The organism is Legionella antarctica, from assembly GCF_011764505.1.
Classification (GTDB): Bacteria; Pseudomonadota; Gammaproteobacteria; order Legionellales; family Legionellaceae; genus Legionella; species Legionella antarctica.
In genome coordinates, this window is the sequence record NZ_AP022839.1 from 968832 (window position 1) to 987807 (window position 18976).

An 18976-nucleotide genomic window follows, 5' to 3' on the forward strand; every position below is an offset into this window, starting at 1 on the left:
GTGATGTTTCTTCGTTGCAAGAGCTGGAGTCTATATTGATGGGTACAAGGTATGCACCAGTTTACGAACCCTCATCATTGTGGTTCTAGCGCAGTGAGAGAGGTCATTTAAAATTTAATCTGTTATTTATTTCCAGCCAATAGACGCAGATCAACCTATCGGTTCAATATCGTTAAATCGAACGGCAATTGGATCTTGAAATTCCTGGTTTTGGATATAACCTGCACGCAAATAGAGATCACCTTGTGGAGGGGATGCGAATCCGCCCCAAAGGGTGTCTTTTGACTGGTGGCAGCTATCTGCAGTTTTTGTTTGTATGTTTAGAGGCCCGCCATGAGGAACGCCGCAAGGAGCCAGCAAACATTCGTGTACTCCCATTTCAAACCAGTGATCATTTAGAAATCCACGTGCAGCACCAGACCAGACAATGACACATTCATCAGAAACAGGATGTGTATGGGCTGCAAACAAATCACCTGTTGCGCAGCGGGTTAGATGAAAACCACATTGGCGTGCTCCGTGGCCTGGCCATAAAATAAAGCGCATGGGACTGCCATTGGCATTAAATTCCGCCCCTTTAAACATGTTAAATAGTCCACCCTTTTTTCTGATATCTTTTGCTTTTAAATTCCAGGCACGAAGTTCTGGATGGGTTTCACGATAACGAAGTTGATTTACCTTAGAGAGTTTACCGGGAACACTCATTTTTTTTGCTGCCTCAGCTGCATCAAAATCCATTTTCCCCAGTTCTTCAATATAAAAGCCAGAGTCAATATATAAGCTGACGAGAGGTGGGGTAATAGAGCTGACCAGAATAAAATCTTCATGATGTTTACCTGCATTTCGGATACCATGCTTGATATTTTCAGGAAAATAGGCGATATCGCCAGGTTCAATCATGACTGCGATTTTTGGCTAAATAATCTTCTTTACTGTCCATGTCCGTACTCCATTCAAGAGAGCTTGCTAAGGCGGTAAAAATAAGTATTTCTTTCTCCAGAAGCTTTTTCTAGTATAGAGGATTTTTTTGCAGTTTTCTCATTTCAAGGTATGCAGTTTAAAAAACGTGATGCTTATTAGGGGCAGTTGACAATTCGCCTGACAACGTCGGCAACTGGTTCGCAGAATCCATTTAGAGTCTTTGTGAACAAGATGGCTGTTCTTTTGTACTAAATTTGTGGATGTCTCGAACAAGTCGCGGCAGGGAGCGTATGACGGTTATGAAGCAAAATCATTTATTAATAACCACACGTATTGCCTGAAGTTTTAATGTTGCACTATTTAGGTAGTGTTCACTATCGACAATTTGCTTTTTGAGGAACATAATTTCTTCTTCACGAATAGCCGGATTAACTTTTTGTAAACCCTCCAGTCGTCTCACCTCATGACTGATACTTCCTTTCATCTCGGAGTGGGCACGATGAATCATTTCTCGCATCTGTTCCTCAGCAGTTTCATTACTTTTATCTAATATCTTCTCAAGATCATGATGTACCTGCTTTACAATCGGGTAGCCTAAATGACGCTTAACTGGCTCACACATTTCATTAAGTTGTGTATAGCTTAGTATTTTTGAAAGATTTTTACCTGTAACATCCATCAGAATCCTGATTGGGGTCAGCGGTAAGAATCGATCGAGTTGGAGCTCTTTGGGAGCTGCACAATTTACGGTGTAAAAGGTCTCCAGAAATAAAGTTCCTGGCATAATAGTTTTAACAGAAATTGTGGCTAAGGTAGCATTCCCTACTTCTGAGTCAAGAATCATTTCCATAGACTCACTAACCATTGGGTGCTCCCAACTTAAGAACTCCATATCTTCTCGAACTAAAGCTTTGGTTCGAGAATAAGTCACTGTCATGCCATCTTGTTTTAATCCAGGGAAATGGCTTGTTTTCATATGCTCAGTTGGGCGCAAGACCTCTGCATATTCAGAGTGATATTCATGTTCTATAGCGTATTCATGAAAGACTTTAGTCATGTAATTTTCCAGCTCCAAGCAATTTTCTTCTGCTTCTATGGCAGCAATAAGTTCTTTTGCTTTGGGTAGATCACAGGAGTTCATTTCTAGCAATTTATCACGTCCAGCCTGTAGTTCCTGGCTTATATGTTCAGTATAGGCTTTAGTATCATCAATAAGGGCATCAAGGGCTGCTTGACCTGTTTCTTCGTCCATGGCTTTTTCAAGAAGAGGTAGAAGCCGGTCTTCGAAAGCTTCAAAAATAGAAAAGCCAACGGAGCAACTTTTTTCAAATAAATTAATGCCTTCATGATACCAACGCAGTAACAACTCTTGAGCCGTATCTAGTAAGTAGGGAACATGAATTTCGATAGTATGTCGCTGGCCTATACGGTCCAGTCGACCTATGCGTTGTTCAAGCAAATCCGGATTTAATGGTAAATCAAATAAAACAAGATGATGGGAAAATTGAAAGTTTCTTCCCTCGCTTCCTATTTCAGAACATACTAGAGTTTGTGCTCCATTTTCTTCTTCTGCAAAATAAGCTGCAGCTCGATCACGATCGACAATAGTTAATCCCTCGTGGAAAGCAGTGCTGCGAAACGCTTTTTTTACCTTTAAGTACTGTTCCAGTGCAATGGCTGTTTTGGCTTTTGCACAAATAACCAGAACCTTTTTCGGGAAAAGATGATGTAATTGATTGACAAGCCATTCCACCCGAGGGTCATTCTCTATCCATGTTATATCCAAAGCAGCTTCTGGAAAAAGGTTAATTACTCCGGATTGTTCACTTGGTGAGGAGTAAATTGTCGTTTTTGGTAAGGGGTAGAATTGAACGTGTCGGTCCGGAAATCCCTGAATGGCGCTACGGGTATTGCGAAAGAGTACGCGCCCTGTTCCATGCCTATCAAGCAAAATTCTGATAGTCTCATTGATATTGGAAGCAGTTTGATCCCCAAGATAGGGGCTTAATTCGGATCTTAGTTCGCTGTTTAATTCGTCTGTTTGTGTTTCATTGCGGTATTCAACTAATTTTTGCACTACCTTGTTGATTTCCCGATAATGCTCTTCCTCTTTTTTAAAAACAGAAAAATCATAAAAGCGTGATGGATCAAGAAGACGCAGACGGGCAAAATGACTTTGAATACCTACTTGTTCGGGAGTGGCTGTGAGCAGTAACAGCCCTTTACTTTGCTCTGCTAATTGTTCAATACAGCTGTATTCAGGACTTTTGTTCTTCTCTGACCAATGTAGATGATGCGCTTCATCAACAACAAGAATATCCCAGCTGCTTGCTGTAGCTTGTAGACGCGCATTTTCATTTGCCATTAGAAAATCCAGACTACATAAAACAAGTTGCTCAGTGTCGAAAAGATTCTCTTCGCTTCTGGTTTCAACGAGTTCACTATTTTCCTCATCGTCATCATACTCAGCCTTGGTACCGTGGATGGCATCATACCGACTTTGATCAAAAATCGAGAAATATAAATTAAACCGCCTAATCATTTCTACAAGCCACTGATGAATTAAGGTATCAGGGACAACGATAAGTATTCGATTGGCTCGTCCTGTGTGCAATTGATAATGCAAAATCATCCCTGCCTCTATAGTCTTACCTAGTCCCACTTCATCAGCAAGCAAAACACGAGGAGCATAACGTTGCGCTACTTCACTGGCTATATAAACCTGGTGAGGGAGATGACTTGTTCTGGAACCCAATAAACCTCTTACAGGTGATAGTTGTAATCTGCTGGTATGATTTAGTGTTTCAATTCTTAATTTAAAGGAATTTAACTTATCCAACAAGCCGCTAAAGAGTCTTTGCTCCGGGGTGCTTAGTTTGATAAAACAATTGAGAGCCAACTCTTTTACCTGCGATTCATTCCCTGTTTCATCAGTACCTGTATAGAGCACCAGTCCTTGGTGTTCCGTTACATGAGTAACGGTTATTTTGTTTTGATCGTTGGTGATTATTTCTTCACCTTCTTTATAAATAATACGGCTTAGAGGAGCATTATCGATAGCATAAATACGTTCTTCGCCTGCTGCAGGGAAGCTAATACCTACTTGTCTGCCCTGTAAATCGGTAATAATTCCCAAGCCGAGTTGTGATTCAGTGTTGCTTATCCAGCGTTGGCCAATGGTGAATGTCATAGGGATAAATGTCCTATTTTATAGTTTATTAAATAATGGAATTAATTGCGTATGTAGTCTGCAGAAATCCTTGTTTATTACGGATTTTATTTCCGGGATTGTATCAATTTTTAATAGGATAGACATTATTTTTTCATATTTTTATAAACGACAACATCAAATCCTTAACGGGATTCTTTAGAAAGTTGTGTACGTTGGCGGCTAATGAAATAGTTAACCTTTTCAATAAGTTAAAATATTGTACTAATTTTTATTTGGTAATTGTGTATAGAAACATCTATTCCTGAAGTCATTTTAATTTGAATAAAAAGCAATTAGTTCTTGTTTTATTCAAGTTTTATGATTAAAAATAATAGGTAACGGAAGATTTTTAATTGCAAGGAGCCAAAATGTCTAATGCAGAATATGAACTTCAAAGCTTATTAGATAAATCCACAAGATCAGAATCATCAATTAGTACCGTAGCAGAGAAGCAGGAAAATGCAAAAAAAATAGAGGCCGAAATTAGTGAATCTGAGGCTCCGGAAACAACCAGTCTGGAAAAAATTGTTGAGACAAAGCAACAAATTTCTCAAGTCAAGGCAAGCCTGGGAACTATAATTGATACTATGGCTCAAAATCCAAGTATATTTAATCGGGTAGCCACTTATTATGGTGAATTTCCTTTATGGCAAAAAATTGCAATCGGTGTCGGAATATCAGTGCCCACTTTGGCTATGGGGATATTTGCCGAAATTGGTGCACTTCTCGTTATTGGTGGTGTAACTGTAGTGGCTTATACTGCCACGGGTATTGTTCTTGATGATCATCATCACTGTAATGTTAATATTGCTGAACGTTTAAAAGCAGGAATTATTAGTTTGGCAGATGTTCTTGAGCTGACAATTAAAGCATTGGACCGTATAAGTGAAAAATTAGCAGAAGAAATTGAAAAATTTAAACAAGAAAATTTAAAACTTGCGACACACGTAACCGATTTAGGTGATCAGATTGAGTCATTGAGCTCCCAGGTAGAGCTTTATATTGAAACAGAAAAATTGTTGCGAGGCACTAAAGAGAATCTTGAAAGAACTGCAGAAAACCTCAACAAATCAGTCACCAACCAATCTGAACTCTTAAGACAAAATCAAGAAGAGTTAGCACGAGTTTCCAAAGCATATAATCGAAGTCAAAAGCAATTATCTGAAAAAATAGGCGAGTTAACTTCAGTACGAGTTTCAATGGGAAAGGAAGTTGATAAAGCAAAAAAATTAGCAGCAACTTTAGAACGAACTATAACCGCTTTATCAGGATCAGTAATTGATGATAAAAAGCAACGAGAGGCTTTTCAAAATAAACTGGAGCACTTTATTGGTGAGAAAGAGAGTGGCTATGAATTTGTAGCTGATCGTTTAGGTGATGCTGAACGGGAGCTTTCATTTGGAAAGGAAGAGTTTAAATTTGCTAATTCGCGTTATAATGAACTGTTAAAAAGACAAGAAACTCTGGTTGCTCGTCTGGAAGAACTGGATAACAAACTTAGTTCCGAACAATTAAAGCCGAAAGAGCATGTAGCTGAATTATTGGCTCTCAATGGTATCTATGCACCAAAAACAGTGCCAGATGTTCCATCAAGGCAGGGTTTGACAGCAGATCCTTGCATCTAATACAGTAAATAAATGTGCGGTATGGTAGTGAGGCGGCAAATAGGTTGGGTCATTTTGACCCAAATCCGTCAAGCTAAGGAGTTTTAGCCATGTCTATCCTCGATCCGTTCGGGCTGAGGAAGCGCTTTAGCGCTGTCTCGAAGCCTTTCTGGGCTTGGCGCAGAGGTGTCGAGACGGCGTAAACGCCTCCTCAGCCCGAATGGCTCATGTGTATTTCTTTTGATCCTTAAAGGCCTCATATGGATCAAGCAAAGGTTTCTTACCTTGACGGCTATGGGGCATTTTGACCCAACAAAAAAGACATTAGATTCCTCGCTAAGGATCGAGATAAGGGAAAGCATTATTCAAGGTTGAGACAAACTCAACCTTAAATAATAAATATGACTTACTTCTCGGCTTGCTCTTTAGCTAATGAAGGTTCCCTTTTTTTATTAGCCTCATTTTTGGCAGTAGCAGATCGATTACCTTGTTGTCCACCCTGATTCTGTTGATTTGGATTAGGTCTTCTGCGTTGTTGGTTTGGATTAACATTAGGATTTGTATTTCCACCGCTAGCCACATTAGTACGTTGTTGTTGAGAACCACCTGGACGACGTCTGCGATTAGGATTGTTTTGTGGTCGTCTGTCACCTGGACCTCGAGCCACTGGTTTTGAATGACTGGGTGAACGAGGTTGATTCTTTTTAGCCTGTTCCTGAATTGCCGTACTGGATGACTCAGTATGTCCACCAAACAAGCTGGTCCATAAGCGCTTGATAAAACTACTGGACGGGTGTTTTCGGGTGGGGTGGTCAGAAAAAGCTTTAACGGCTGGCTCGTCATGGATCGCCGGATGTTGATCGGTACTCGTTACGAGTAGTTCAGGTTGTTGAATTAAAGTATAACTGGGCTTTTTGGATTTACCTACGTTATCTTCTTTTAAGCGGGTGATGGAGTACTGAGGTGATTGCAGGTAAGGATTGGCTACAATGACTACACTTACACTGTGCCTTTTTTCAATATCTCTAATGAAATCACGCTTTTCATTCATAACGAATGTTGCCATTTCCGGTGGAAGCTGCACTTGTATTTCAGCAGTTTTTTCTTTTAGTGCTTCTTCTTCAATAAGGCGGGTAATAGATAGACCATGCGACTGAATATTACGAACCGTACCACGTCCTTCACAGCGAGGACAAATTTCCTGAGCCGTTTCACCAAGGGATAATCTCAGTCGTTGGCGAGACATTTCCAAGAGGCCAAACCGAGAAATACGACCTACTTGTATTCTGGCTCTATCCGCTTGTAATGCTTCTTTCAAACGATTTTCAACGTCACGTTGGTTTTTGCTTGAGCTCATATCAATGAAATCAATAACCACCAGGCCACCTAAATCACGTAGCCGTAATTGACGTGCAATCTCATCCGCTGCTTCGAGATTGGTGTTTAAAGCGGTTGCTTCAATATCTGCTCCGCCTGTTGCTTTAGCCGAGTTAATATCAATTGAAACTAGGGCTTCTGTTCTGTCTATAACAAGTGCACCACCAGATGGCAACATAACCTGACGCTGGTATGCAGTTTCAATCTGACTTTCGATTAGATAGAAATTAAACAAAGGAACGCTGCTGTTATATAATTTCAGGTTAGGCAGAAACTCAGGTTTTACTCGCTCAATGTATTGTTTGGCTTTGATGTAAGAAATCTGATCATCTATAATAATTTCACTAATGGATTTACGTAAATTATCCCGAATAGAACGGATAATGACATCACCCTCTTGATGAATCAGGCTGGGAGCTAGCTCTGAATTGTATGCCTGTTTGATTGATTGCCATTGGTTGCACAACATATTCAAATCGTCCTGCAACTCTTCCTGACTTTTTCCTACGCCAGCCGTGCGGATAATTAAACCCATATCCTCTGGCAATGTTAATGCATTTAAAGTTTCACGTAACTCGTCCCGTTCCTCGCCCTCTATGCGGCGGGATATCCCACCAGAGCGGGGATTATTAGGCATCAGAACCAAATAACAGCCTGCAAGTGTTATAAAAGTGGTTAGTGCCGCGCCTTTGTTGCCTCGTTCTTCTTTGTCTACCTGAATTAATAAATCCTGGCCTTCACGAATTAATGAGGTAATGGGTGGTTTGTCATCACCAAAATCGTCTGGATTTCTGCTTAGATATTCAGGCGCAATTTCTTTAAGGGGTAAGAAGCCTTGCCGCTTGGAACCATATTCAACAAAAACGGCATCAAGACTGGGTTCTCGTCTGGTGACTACTGCTTTATAAATATTACCTTTTTTCTTAACTTCTCCTGGACATTCAATATCCAGATCAAATAAATGATTGTTTTTAATTAGCGCAACACGAATTTCTTCAGTCTGCATTGCATTGATCAACATTTTTTCCATCTGTAACCCCATAATTTAGGGCGCTGGCATTTAAGTTGAGATAGTGTAAGGCTCAATACAGGGAATGACACCACTTCTACATGACTGACATCAATCGTTAATCTTCCTGGCGCTTATGGTGCGGGAAAATTAACGGTTTGGTATTCGTTCTTGCGAAATGGCAGCAATCCTCTCTCTAATAGCTCAATTTGGTGTTTAAAAAACACTCTTTTTGAACAAGAAGAAAGGTAATCTTTAAGCTGACCCATGACCTTGTGGACAGACCATACGCATGCTCCTTGGAGATTCAAAGGTGCATACTGGGAAATGTACCGTTTACGGATTAGGTGGGATGAAAAATAAAGCCTGTTAATAAGGCGTGCGAAAGCCCTGAAATAATTCGTAATCGGTAAAAAGCATGTCTCACATGCGTAGGTATCTGTTGAAAAAATTATCAATTTAGCTCTGGTGTTGGGTCGCGTCCTTATATCTTCAACTTAAATGGAAGCGCGTCTGGTTTTTCTTTAAGCATCTACCCACCCATCTTGAATAAGGTAACAGTCTTGATTTTCAATTTCTTATTCAAGTTGCATTATAAATTCAAGCCTTTTGCCTTTGCTTGGGTAGTTGCTACTTTGGTTTTATTTATTATCAATTTAGTTGAAATTATTTTTATCCTGTTCATATTTTATTTGATATTTAATAAAATATTTAAGGAAAATGATTAATTTTAACTAATTAACAACAAATCTTTTGTCGATAATTAGTCGACTATTAAACTTTTTCTTTGTTTATGCGTTATAATTCGGTCGCATAGGGACTATTCCCATGCGATATATAATCATATCAAAAAATTCACGCTCAGCAAACAGGTTTATTGACAATGAGTGAAGTAAGCTATAAAGAGGTCGGTATAGAGGAAGAGGGACAGCGTTTAGATAATTACCTTATTCGTATTTTAAAAGGCGTTCCTAAAAGTCATATTTATAGAATTATAAGAGGTGGCGAGGTTCGAATTAATAAAAAAAGATCGCAACCAAGTTCTCGCTTGCACCAGGGGGATATAATTCGTATTCCTCCAACCCGTATTTCTGATTCAAAAGAAATTTTTGTTGGAGATGCTTTGGCAAAACGGCTTAAAGAATGTATTATTTTTGAAGATCCGTGCCTTTTGGTTATTAATAAACCTGCAGGTATTGCCGTACACGGCGGGAGTGGACTAAGTCTTGGAGTTATCGAGGCATTGAGAAAAACCAGACAGGACTTGGCATATTTGGAATTGGTTCATCGATTAGACAAAGATACCTCAGGGTGTCTTTTGTTGGCTAAAAAAAGAAGCACTTTAAGAGCGATTCAAGCTTTATTAGAAGCGCGCGAAGTCCAGAAAACTTATTGGGCTTTATTAACTCACCCATGGGAAGGTAAAAAGAAAGTGACTGTTAATGCCGCCCTTGAAAAAAATATATTGAAATCGGGCGAGAGAGTGGTTTCAATTAAAGATGATGGTAAAGCCTCTGAAACCGCTTTTAAACTTCTTGAGAATTATCAGCAGGCATGTTGGGTTGAGGCATGCCCCAAAACTGGGCGTACGCACCAAATTCGTGTTCATAGTGCACATTTAGGTCATGTTATCGTTGGTGATGAAAAATACGGTTCGCTTGCAGGAGAAGTAGAAGGGATAGATAATCATCATAATCGTCTTTATTTACATGCAAGAGCCATTCAATTTGAGTTGAATGGTACCAAACAATTATTTCAGGCTGATGTAGATGACCGATTTGCCAATACACTAAAACAATTGCGCGCAAGGAGATTCGTGAGCAATGAGTAATCCATATCAATTGGTGGTTTTTGACTGGGAAGGTACTGTTTCTGACACTTTAGGGTTGATTCTACATACTGTTTCCTCTGAAGCTAATAGACTTGGTTTTGGCGAGATAGATCCTTATGAAGCAAGAAAATACGTTGATTTAGGGTTGGTACAGGCATTACGTAAAACATTCCCTGATTTATCGGGTAAACAACATGACGAGTTATTACAAGCGGTACATCAAGCGATGATTTCTCGACCGGCAGAGGTGTGTTTAATTCCCGGTGCCCAAAAGTTTATAGAGCAATTGCATGATGCGAAAATTGATATAGCTATTGCAACCAATAAGGGGCAACACTCCTTACTTCGTGCGCTTCAGGCTACCGGACTTGACGGGTTATTTAAGGTAACGCGCTCCGCTGGCCAGACACTTCCTAAACCCAGCCCGCAAATGTTAGAAGAAATTATGGAGGAGTTTGGTAGAGACTCTTCTGTAACATTGATGATTGGGGATTCAGCTACCGACATGGAAATGGCAAAAAATATCAGTGTTTCTGCTATAGGGGTGGATTTCTACCATCAGCAGGAGGCAGCACTAAAGGCTGCTGGCGCCTTAGCAGTATTTGATGATTATCAGCTGTTGGCGAACTTTTTAGGATTGCCAAAAGTTTAAATGGAGGATTAAGTAGTGAGTACATTAACGAGCTTGCCAAATCTCTTAACTTTGATGCGTATAGTGCTTATTCCAGTATTTGTCATTGTATTTTATTTGCCTTTTAAATGGGCGCATTTGATCGCGGCTGGAATTTTTGCTGCAGCCGGTTTTACCGATTGGCTGGATGGTTATTTAGCACGTAAACTTCAAATGATGTCCCCTTTCGGAGCATTTCTTGATCCAGTCGCAGATAAATTATTGGTATCTACCAGTTTATTACTGTTAGTCGGGGCAAAAGATATTGATTATATTACCATTCCGGCCATAGTGATTGTAGGACGAGAGATCGTGATTTCTGCCTTACGTGAGTGGATGGCTGAAATTGGAAGCCGTGCCAGCGTTACAGTAGGCTATATAGGTAAAGTGAAGACAACGCTGCAAATGATTGCGTTATTTTTGTTACTTGCGTTTTACCCTGTTGTTTCCTGGTGGGGGAGCATTGGTTTTATATTACTTTATGTGTCTGCAATTTTGACTATTTGGTCTATGGTTATTTATCTGGCGATTGCCTGGCCAGAATTAATGAAAAAAAATTAAATTTGTGGTTGACAGGTTCTTTATTTTCGGTAGAATCACACCCCGTAGAGACGCGGGAATAGCTCAGTTGGTAGAGCACAACCTTGCCAAGGTTGGGGTCGCGAGTTCGAGTCTCGTTTCCCGCTCCAAATCAAAGCGACGACATAGTCGCTTTTTTTTTAGAGTAACAAAGATAGATAAAATGAGGCTGTGTGGCAGAGTGGTCATGCAGCGGCCTGCAAAGCCGTGTACGCCGGTTCGATTCCGGCCTCAGCCTCCAGCCTGCCCAGGTGGCGAAACAGGTAGACGCAAGGGACTTAAAATCCCTCGGTGGTAACACCATGCCGGTTCGATTCCGGCCCTGGGCACCAATTACACATTTTGTAATTGTTCGTAAAGGTTCAAATTAGTACGTAACTCATTGATTAATAATAAAATAACATGGCTCTTTCCCATTTAAGGGGGCAGCTTTAATCATCCGCAGAGCACCTTAACACGCACTCTATAATTTTCAAAATTCCTAAACCCATACGCCCTTCGTTGTATTAGTTTCATCTTTCGATGGAAGCCTTCAGTTATTCCATTTGATTTAGTAAATCGCCACATTCTAGCCACTTCATCTTTCCAAGTAGTCAACGTTTTACCTAGAGCAGCCAAAGCTTTAAAAGGACTTTGTTTTAAATCATTAAGCATCTCCAGAAAGATAGGTATCACTTCACGACACTTGTTTTGATTTAAAGCCTTGTTCATTAAAAGTTGATGAAGTTGCTGTTGAAATTGATAAATAGCGTCTATGGCTGGATTTTGGGCCAAGAAGGCGTCCCGTTTTTTTTGTTTATCAGGAGTGAGGCGGTCTGCTCTTGTTCTTAATAGTGCGAGGATGCCCCGATTATTTTTGACCTGATGAGAGAGTTCTCGATAGGTCATCATGCACTGATGCTGCATTAGACGTATGACATGAAACCTATCGGCCACTATAAGCGCATTAGGAAAATACTTTTTTACCAGTGACCGATAAGTACTGCTTAAATCCATACAAATGACCTTAACTTTTTCTTTGCCGGGCAATTGATTTAAGTAGGCTGATAAGTCCTGTTCACTACGTCCAAGAACGACATCAAAGATTTTATGTTTCCTTAGGTCACATAAAGTAGTAGCAAACCCCTCTTTTTTGGCTCTTTCCCATTTAAGGGGGCAGCTTTAATCATCCGCAGAGCACCTTAACACGCACTCTATAATTTTCAAAATTCCTAAACCCATACGCCCTTCGTTGTATTAGTTTCATCTTTCGATGGAAGCCTTCAGTTATTCCATTTGATTTAGTAAATCGCCACATTCTAGCCACTTCATCTTTCCAAGTAGTCAACGTTTTACCTAGAGCAGCCAAAGCTTTAAAAGGACTTTGTTTTAAATCATTAAGCATCTCCAGAAAGATAGGTATCACTTCACGACACTTGTTTTGATTTAAAGCCTTGTTCATTAAAAGTTGATGAAGTTGCTGTTGAAATTGATAAATAGCGTCTATGGCTGGATTTTGGGCCAAGAAGGCGTCCCGTTTTTTTTGTTTATCAGGAGTGAGGCGGTCTGCTCTTGTTCTTAATAGTGCGAGGATGCCCCGATTATTTTTGACCTGATGAGAGAGTTCTCGATAGGTCATCATGCACTGATGCTGCATTAGACGTATGACATGAAACCTATCGGCCACTATAAGCGCATTAGGAAAATACTTTTTTACCAGTGACCGATAAGTACTGCTTAAATCCATACAAATGACCTTAACTTTTTCTTTGCCGGGCAATTGATTTAAGTAGGCTGATAAGTCCTGTTCACTACGTCCAAGAACGACATCAAAGATTTTATGTTTCCTTAGGTCACATAAAGTAGTAGCAAACCCCTCTTTTTTACTAAAGAAATGTTCATCGATACCTAATACTTGCGGACAAGGTCTATTGAGTAATTCTTGATGTTCGAGACGATAACGACGTTGGTACCAACGTTCTATGGTCGCTTTCCCTTTCTTATAATAGTTCGCCAAGTCTTTCTGAGATACGCCCTTAGTATGGCTATGAAATACTTCTCCTTGTAACCGCTCAGTTGACCTTTGGTGTTTGGCTATTCCGGGAAATTGCTGGTTTCCGTAGCGTTTACAAACATTACAATACAGCTTATAAGCTTTAAATCGCAATAAAGTTCTTCTATGACCGATTAACTCATGATGTACTTCTCTTATCTTGCTGGATTTCTTCCTTACCTCTTTGCTTTTACAATGGGAACAGCGGGCTTTTCGTTGATACACCACATCTAGTATTAATGGGTGATAACTAATATAGGCGCGGTTTTCTGGACACAAAAAAAGGTTTTTTAAGAGCTATTCTTCTTAATACAAAGAGGAGAATAAAATGTCTAAAAAGCGAGCTTATTATACGGCGGCCAAGAAGGCAAAAATAACGCTAGCTGCGATTGAGGGGAAACTCACACAAGCGCAAATTACCAGTGAATACGGTGTTCACGCAACGCAGGTAAAAACTTGGAAGCAATCGGCCATCAAAGCCATTAACGATTTATTCTCTGGGGCTAATGAAAAAGAAGCCAAGTCCCAAGAGCAGCTTGTTGAGGCATTATATCAAGAAATTGGTCGACTTCAAGCGCAGCTATCTTGGCTAAAAAAAAAGCATGAACTTTAGTCTGGATGAAAAGCGCGTCATGATTGATCCTCTTGCCGAGCTCACCATTCGTGAACAATGCTTGCTATTAGACTTGCCTGTTTCAAGTTATTATTATAGTGCCAAGCCCATTTCTGTCGAAGATGAAGCGCTTATGGCGCTACTTGATGAGCACTATCTGCAGTATCCATGTGAAGGTAAAATTAAGCGGGCAAGATGGCTGTCAAAAGAAGTAGGCTATCCTGTTGGTAAACGTCGAGTAAAAAAGTTGATGGAAATGATGGGGTTATCGACTGTTTACCCAAAGCCAAATACAAGCGTTCCCAATAAGGAGCATGAGGTGTTCCCTTATTTATTAAAAGAGGTGGATATCACCAAACCAAATCAGGTTTGGGCCGCAGATATCACCTACATCCGCATGAAAGGAAAGCATGTGTATTTAGTAGCTATTATGGACTGGTATAGTCGTTATGTGATTGGATGGGCTATTTCACCTACTATGGAGGCTGAATTTTGTATTGAGGCGCTTAGAAACGCTTTGCTGCATTCGCGTTGTGAGATCTTTAACACGGATCAGGGTTCTCAATTTACCTCAAAAGATTGGATAAATACGCTAAAATCTCACCACATTTCTATCAGCATGGATGGGCGAGGACGTTATTTAGATAATATATTTATCGAGCGATTGTGGCGTAGTGTTAAGCAAGAAAAAATCTACCGGTATGATTTTGATACAATTGAAGAGGTTGAGCTGGCCTTAACGGAGTATTTTGAGTATTATAATAACCGAAGGCTTCACCAGTCCTTTAATTATTTAACGCCCGCAGAGGTGTATTATGGCCGGAAAAGACCATAAACCCTAAATGAGAGCGTCATGACTTACCCACAAGGCCCACAGGCCTATACGAGAAAGTGAAGCTCTCCTGACCTGTGGACTTGTGGATAAGTCATTCTGATAGAGTTGTGGTAAAATGACCTAAGACAATTCGTAGTAGCAATCACTATTCATACGGTATTGAGTAGGTTTAAATAGGTTAATTTGAGTGAATTTTTAACTATAAATGATGGATGAATAGCTCTTATTTTTCCTTAATTTTGTTCCAGACATGCGGACCCATATCAAACCACTCACTTTTACTATGGCAAACCCAGGTAAATTTAGGATAAGATTATATCCAGGCACTTTAATCTCCTTTTTGACCGTCAAATCAATAGGTTAGTTTAGACTAATACGATTAAAGTGCCCCCTTAATTGGTGTAGAGCCGATTAAAAGCCATCTTTGAATTTGCTGTTGGCGCATCTATTACAAGCAATTATCCGTTCATCGGGTTGCATAAAGCACTTGTTCCCAAGCCCAAAGTCGTAAATCAGCCAGCTATTAGTTCGCATGAAGCCCATGATATGTTAGCGATTATCAGCAACAGCAACGCTACAAAAATTACGAAAATTTATATTGAACTACTTGCACACTTGTTTACTAGGCCCTCGGAACTTCGGCTTGCTCAATGGAGTGAATTTAATTTTCATGAAGCAGAATGGCACATTCCTGTTGATCGTATGAAGATGGCTGTTGCACATTGGGTACCGCTATCGCTACAAGTATTAAAATTATTGAGAGAGCTAAGATTGATTACTGGTTTTACACCGTATCTATTTAATTCCCCCACTTTAAATAAACCTAAACCAATTAGTGAAACGAGTATTCGTAAGATTTTACATAACGCTGGTTATAAAAACCGACATACTGCTCACGGTTTTCGTTCTCTGGCTTCAAGTGTACTCCATGAGCAAGGACACTTTAGAAGTGATGCTATAGAGGCTCAGCTTGCGCATAAGGTACAGGGCGTTCGTGGTGTTTATTTACGCGCAGACTTTAAGCAAGAGCGAAGGCAATTAATGGAATGGTATAGCAACTGGTTAGTAAGCAATAGAACTACCTCAACAAAAAGTACATCTGGAGCAGGAGAACAATTGTGCCAATAATGATACAAAATGAAATTATAGAACAGGCCATCAATGCAATAACAAAAATGGAAAAACAAATGTCGGGTGATGGTTTGTTTAGTATTCTTAAAGACCCTGATTGCAATGAAGGGCAGCGATATAATCTTGCAGCAATTATCAAGGTCAATGCACTATTGCCACAGGAAGTAAATATACTTATCAGGCCATGGTACAGAGCTAATGCACTTACCTCATACTGGGAACAAATAGGCTGGAGTAAGAAGAAAACAAAAGCTAAGGCTTGGATGAATCTTATTAGTGGCTTTGAAAAAATGTTGAACGAACAAGATGATATCAACCAATTTTTCTTTGGAAAAACTCCAACCTATCCTGACCCGAATAATTTATCCGTTTTAAAGCAACAAAAAGAATTGATTAATGATTTTCTTAGCATCAGTTTTTCGAATGGTATGCCTTACAACGATAACTTCCTTATTAAATATGCGCACCATAGTTTATTTCATATGGCGGAACGAATAGGGTTAGAAAAAGATGGAAGACCTTATCAGATCAATCAATATATAGACGAAATTGTAGGAGAAAAGGAATATGTGAAAAGAAATAAAATAGCCCTTTCCTATAGGGAGGATAATTTGCTAAAGCTGTTTTATCAAAATAGAAATACCTTGCACCGGATTATTTACAATCCTTACTGTAAAGATACTTATAAAATTTTAAGACAGATCAGACTGCGACAAATCTTTCAAAACCAAAGTGCAACGTTCTCTTAATACAAATTATTCCTGACACCCTCTGAAATTAGTTGGTGTCAAGAATATATCATCCGCTGAAAGTCTTTCATAATCCTTAAGAATGTTCGAGAAGGCATTCGATCAGAAGTCTATTGATAAGAGGAAATAAGAATATGAAAGATGATAAACCACTACTGTTATATCCATATCAAGCACGCAAGCTTTTGGGTGTTCAATCAACTAAATTTTACGAACTGGTAAAGCTCCCTGACTTCCCCAAGCCTAGAAATCCACTTGGTAAAAGGCCCATGTATCTGAGAAAAGAAATCGAAGCGTGGGTAAATAATCTTGCTGAAACCTCCGCAGGTAATTAGACCAGTCTTCAGTTAATAAGTTACCAGGGGGGTATTCAAATGAAGCTTAGTAAAATTATTGATCACTTTAAAACGGAAATGATTAACAAAGGGATTGTTCCTCCTTCTCAAATAATGCTCGATGGACAACTGCATCGTTTTCATATTGAAGGAGATAATCGCGCATCAAGAAATGGATGGTATGTTTTATATACAGATAATATTCCTTCTGGTGCATTTGGAAATTGGAAAACTGGCATTAATCAAACATGGAGTATCAAAGCTTCCAGTCATGTAGGTCTTTCAGTTGGTCTAGAACTTCAAAGGAAAATGGTAGTTGCTAAAAAACTAAGGGATGAAGCCAAAGCAATCGAATATAAAAAAACAGCAGCACTTGCCAAAGAAATTTATGACCGTTGCCATACAGCTGATCCAAGTAACCCTTATCTATTACGCAAACGAATTAAAGCATTTTGCGCTCATCAACTTGATGGTCGGCTTGTACTGCCTATCATAGATACTGAAGGTAACCAATGGAGCTTACAGTTTATATTGTCCAATGGTGATAAACGATTTTTGTCTGGTGGCGCCATCAAAGGGCATTTTATCCCTATTCAAAATAGACCCACAAATGATGTCTCTATTTTAATTTGTGAAGGCTTTGCAACTGGAGCAACTCTTGCTCAAGTTTACTCTGATACATGTGTCATTGCAGCATGTAATGCAAACAATTTGAGACACGTCGCCGTACACATACGAGATAAATTACCTAGCATAGAATTAATAATATGTGCTGATGCTGATGAAGTAGGGCTTGTAAAAGCGAGGGAGGCTGCAAAAGACGTAGGAGGAATACTTCGGGCGCCAAAATTTCCAAAAGACATTGCAGGCAAACTAACGGACTTTAACGATTTGTTTTGTTTACATGTTTCTCAGGAGATGCTGGCATGAGTATAGAGGCATTGGATGCGGTAAGAAACTTCACGGAGGAGGAACAATTTGGAATAGTAGCTAAAAATCTAGATCAATTTTTACAAATGGATTTACCACCACGAGAAAACTTATTAGACCCTTGGTTACCTAAAGGTGGTATCTGTATGGTTTATGCCAAACGTGGTGTAGGTAAAACTTATTTCGCTCTTGAAGTTGCGATAGCTGTAGCATATGGAGGTCAATTTTTATCCTTTGAAGCAAGTAAGCCAGCTAGAGTGCTTTATATTGATGGGGAGATGCCAGCGAATGTAATGCAAGAACGATTGGCAGGTATTGTCAGAAGACTCCAGTTGAATGAAATTAGTGATTCTCTTTGTATCGTTACACCGGATTTACAACATGACTTCATGCCTGATTTAAGCACCTCATCAGGACAAGAAACGATTCGCCAAGATACAGATAAAGCTGATCTAATAATTGTTGATAACATTTCCACATTGGGTGGAGGTGGCAAAGAAAATGAAGCTGAAAGCTGGCTACCTTTTCAACAATGGGCATTAGGATTAAGGCGGCAAGGTAAAAGTGTATTGTTTATCCATCATGCAGGTAAAAATGGTGCTCAACGTGGCACTAGTAAGCGCGAAGACATATTAGATACGGTCATTGTATTAAAGCACCCCTCCGATTATGAGCCAACATCTGGTACATGTTTTGAAATACATTTTGAAAAAGCTAGAAGTATGTATGGTGATTCCGTTAAACCTATTGCTTGTTGGCTAATAGATGAGGGCTGGCAATACAAACCCGTGGAAGAAAGTAATTATCTAAAAGTTGTTGAACTGTTTAGTGAGGGGGTAATGCAAACTGATATTGCAGAAGAGCTTGGTTTATCAAAGGGGCAAGTCAGTAAATTGGTTGCAAAGGCTAGAAAATCGGGTGCGTTAAAAAATAAGTAAGTCGTAGGTGTCTAGCAGCATTGATATTTACATGGGGGTTTCCTGTTTTTTCTGCTTAGAAAATGAAACTGGAAACTTGGGGGTGTCAGAGCAACTCTTAAAGAAATAAAATAATTAACGTTCGGATGACAGCCCTCTATACTACACGGTTTCATGGGAAATTTTTAGGGAAACAAATAGGAAACATTCAATTAATCATAAGGAAACTTTG

15 protein-coding genes, 3 tRNA genes and 1 pseudogene are annotated in these 18976 nt (G+C 39.6%); 14 read left to right on the forward strand and 5 right to left on the reverse strand.

Features of this window, described 5'->3' with window-relative positions; translation table 11 throughout:
• Positions 1-150: 150 nt before the first annotated feature.
• Both HRS36_RS04705 and rapA read right to left on the reverse strand, forming a co-directional pair.
• A complete protein-coding gene (locus HRS36_RS04705) occupies positions 151-900 on the reverse strand; it encodes a cupin domain-containing protein (protein ID WP_197933211.1) in 750 nt (249 codons plus the stop codon).
• Between the two features lie 331 nt (positions 901-1231).
• Positions 1232-4111, reverse strand: coding sequence for an RNA polymerase-associated protein RapA (gene rapA, locus HRS36_RS04710; RefSeq protein WP_173236432.1), 2880 nt, complete (start codon positions 4109-4111; stop codon positions 1232-1234).
• A gap of 389 nt (positions 4112-4500) precedes the next feature.
• Between rapA and HRS36_RS04715 the strand changes: the two genes are divergently transcribed.
• Positions 4501-5757 (forward strand): LegC2/C7 family Dot/Icm T4SS effector, encoded by a 1257-nt coding sequence (locus HRS36_RS04715; RefSeq protein WP_173236433.1) that lies wholly within the window; start codon positions 4501-4503, stop codon positions 5755-5757.
• Positions 5758-6142: 385 nt separating this feature from the next.
• Here HRS36_RS04715 and HRS36_RS04720 read toward each other — a convergent pair whose 3' ends face one another.
• Complete coding sequence (locus HRS36_RS04720) at positions 6143-8143, reverse strand: Rne/Rng family ribonuclease (protein WP_173236434.1); 2001 nt, start codon at positions 8141-8143, stop codon at positions 6143-6145.
• Between the two features lie 862 nt (positions 8144-9005).
• On the opposite strand from HRS36_RS04720, the gene HRS36_RS04725 reads away from it, so the two are divergent.
• The 6 genes from HRS36_RS04725 to HRS36_RS04750 all read left to right on the forward strand — a co-directional run bounded on the left by HRS36_RS04725 (position 9006) and on the right by HRS36_RS04750 (position 11534).
• Entirely contained in the window at positions 9006-9953 is a 948-nt protein-coding gene (locus HRS36_RS04725; RefSeq protein WP_173236435.1) for an RluA family pseudouridine synthase, read from the forward strand.
• A complete protein-coding gene (locus HRS36_RS04730; RefSeq protein ID WP_173236436.1) occupies positions 9946-10605 on the forward strand; it encodes an HAD-IA family hydrolase in 660 nt (219 codons plus the stop codon). The genes HRS36_RS04725 and HRS36_RS04730 overlap by 8 nt, the downstream gene beginning before the upstream one ends.
• 15 nt (positions 10606-10620) lie before the next feature.
• Positions 10621-11184 (forward strand): CDP-diacylglycerol--glycerol-3-phosphate 3-phosphatidyltransferase, encoded by a 564-nt coding sequence (gene pgsA, locus HRS36_RS04735; protein WP_173236437.1) that lies wholly within the window; start codon positions 10621-10623, stop codon positions 11182-11184.
• 52 nt (positions 11185-11236) lie between these two features.
• Positions 11237-11312: transfer RNA gene (locus HRS36_RS04740), tRNA-Gly, on the forward strand.
• Between the two features lie 57 nt (positions 11313-11369).
• A tRNA-Cys gene (locus HRS36_RS04745) sits at positions 11370-11443 on the forward strand.
• A gap of 4 nt (positions 11444-11447) precedes the next feature.
• Positions 11448-11534: transfer RNA gene (locus tag HRS36_RS04750), tRNA-Leu, on the forward strand.
• A gap of 103 nt (positions 11535-11637) precedes the next feature.
• Here HRS36_RS04750 and HRS36_RS04755 read toward each other — a convergent pair.
• Together HRS36_RS04755 and HRS36_RS04760 are read right to left on the reverse strand one after the other, a co-directional pair.
• Positions 11638-12336 (reverse strand): annotated as a pseudogene (locus HRS36_RS04755) (ISL3 family transposase); the annotation flags it as partial.
• Between the two features lie 31 nt (positions 12337-12367).
• Positions 12368-13513 (reverse strand): ISL3 family transposase, encoded by a 1146-nt coding sequence (locus tag HRS36_RS04760; protein ID WP_173236438.1) that lies wholly within the window; start codon positions 13511-13513, stop codon positions 12368-12370.
• A 49-nt stretch (positions 13514-13562) separates the two neighbouring features.
• Between HRS36_RS04760 and HRS36_RS04765 the strand changes: the two genes are divergently transcribed.
• The 7 genes from HRS36_RS04765 to HRS36_RS04795 all read left to right on the forward strand — a co-directional run bounded on the left by HRS36_RS04765 (position 13563) and on the right by HRS36_RS04795 (position 18765).
• Positions 13563-13847 carry a transposase gene (locus HRS36_RS04765; RefSeq protein ID WP_173235475.1) on the forward strand — a complete coding sequence of 95 codons (285 nt, stop codon included), beginning with the start codon at positions 13563-13565 and terminating at the stop codon, positions 13845-13847.
• Positions 13837-14682: an IS3 family transposase gene (locus HRS36_RS04770; RefSeq protein WP_173235473.1), complete on the forward strand. Its 846-nt coding sequence runs from the start codon at positions 13837-13839 to the stop codon at positions 14680-14682. Before HRS36_RS04765 ends, HRS36_RS04770 begins: the two co-directional genes overlap by 11 nt.
• 474 nt (positions 14683-15156) lie before the next feature.
• A complete protein-coding gene (locus tag HRS36_RS04775) occupies positions 15157-15810 on the forward strand; it encodes a tyrosine-type recombinase/integrase (RefSeq protein WP_173236439.1) in 654 nt (217 codons plus the stop codon).
• Positions 15801-16562 carry a hypothetical protein gene (locus HRS36_RS04780; RefSeq protein ID WP_173236440.1) on the forward strand — a complete coding sequence of 254 codons (762 nt, stop codon included), beginning with the start codon at positions 15801-15803 and terminating at the stop codon, positions 16560-16562. The genes HRS36_RS04775 and HRS36_RS04780 overlap by 10 nt, the downstream gene beginning before the upstream one ends.
• 134 nt (positions 16563-16696) lie before the next feature.
• Positions 16697-16897 carry a helix-turn-helix transcriptional regulator gene (locus HRS36_RS04785; RefSeq protein ID WP_173236441.1) on the forward strand — a complete coding sequence of 67 codons (201 nt, stop codon included), beginning with the start codon at positions 16697-16699 and terminating at the stop codon, positions 16895-16897.
• A 39-nt stretch (positions 16898-16936) separates the two neighbouring features.
• Positions 16937-17827 (forward strand): toprim domain-containing protein, encoded by an 891-nt coding sequence (locus tag HRS36_RS04790; protein WP_173236442.1) that lies wholly within the window; start codon positions 16937-16939, stop codon positions 17825-17827.
• Positions 17824-18765, forward strand: a complete 942-nt coding sequence (locus HRS36_RS04795) for an AAA family ATPase (protein ID WP_173236443.1) — start codon at positions 17824-17826, stop codon at positions 18763-18765. The genes HRS36_RS04790 and HRS36_RS04795 overlap by 4 nt, the downstream gene beginning before the upstream one ends.
• Positions 18766-18976: the final 211 nt, after the last annotated feature.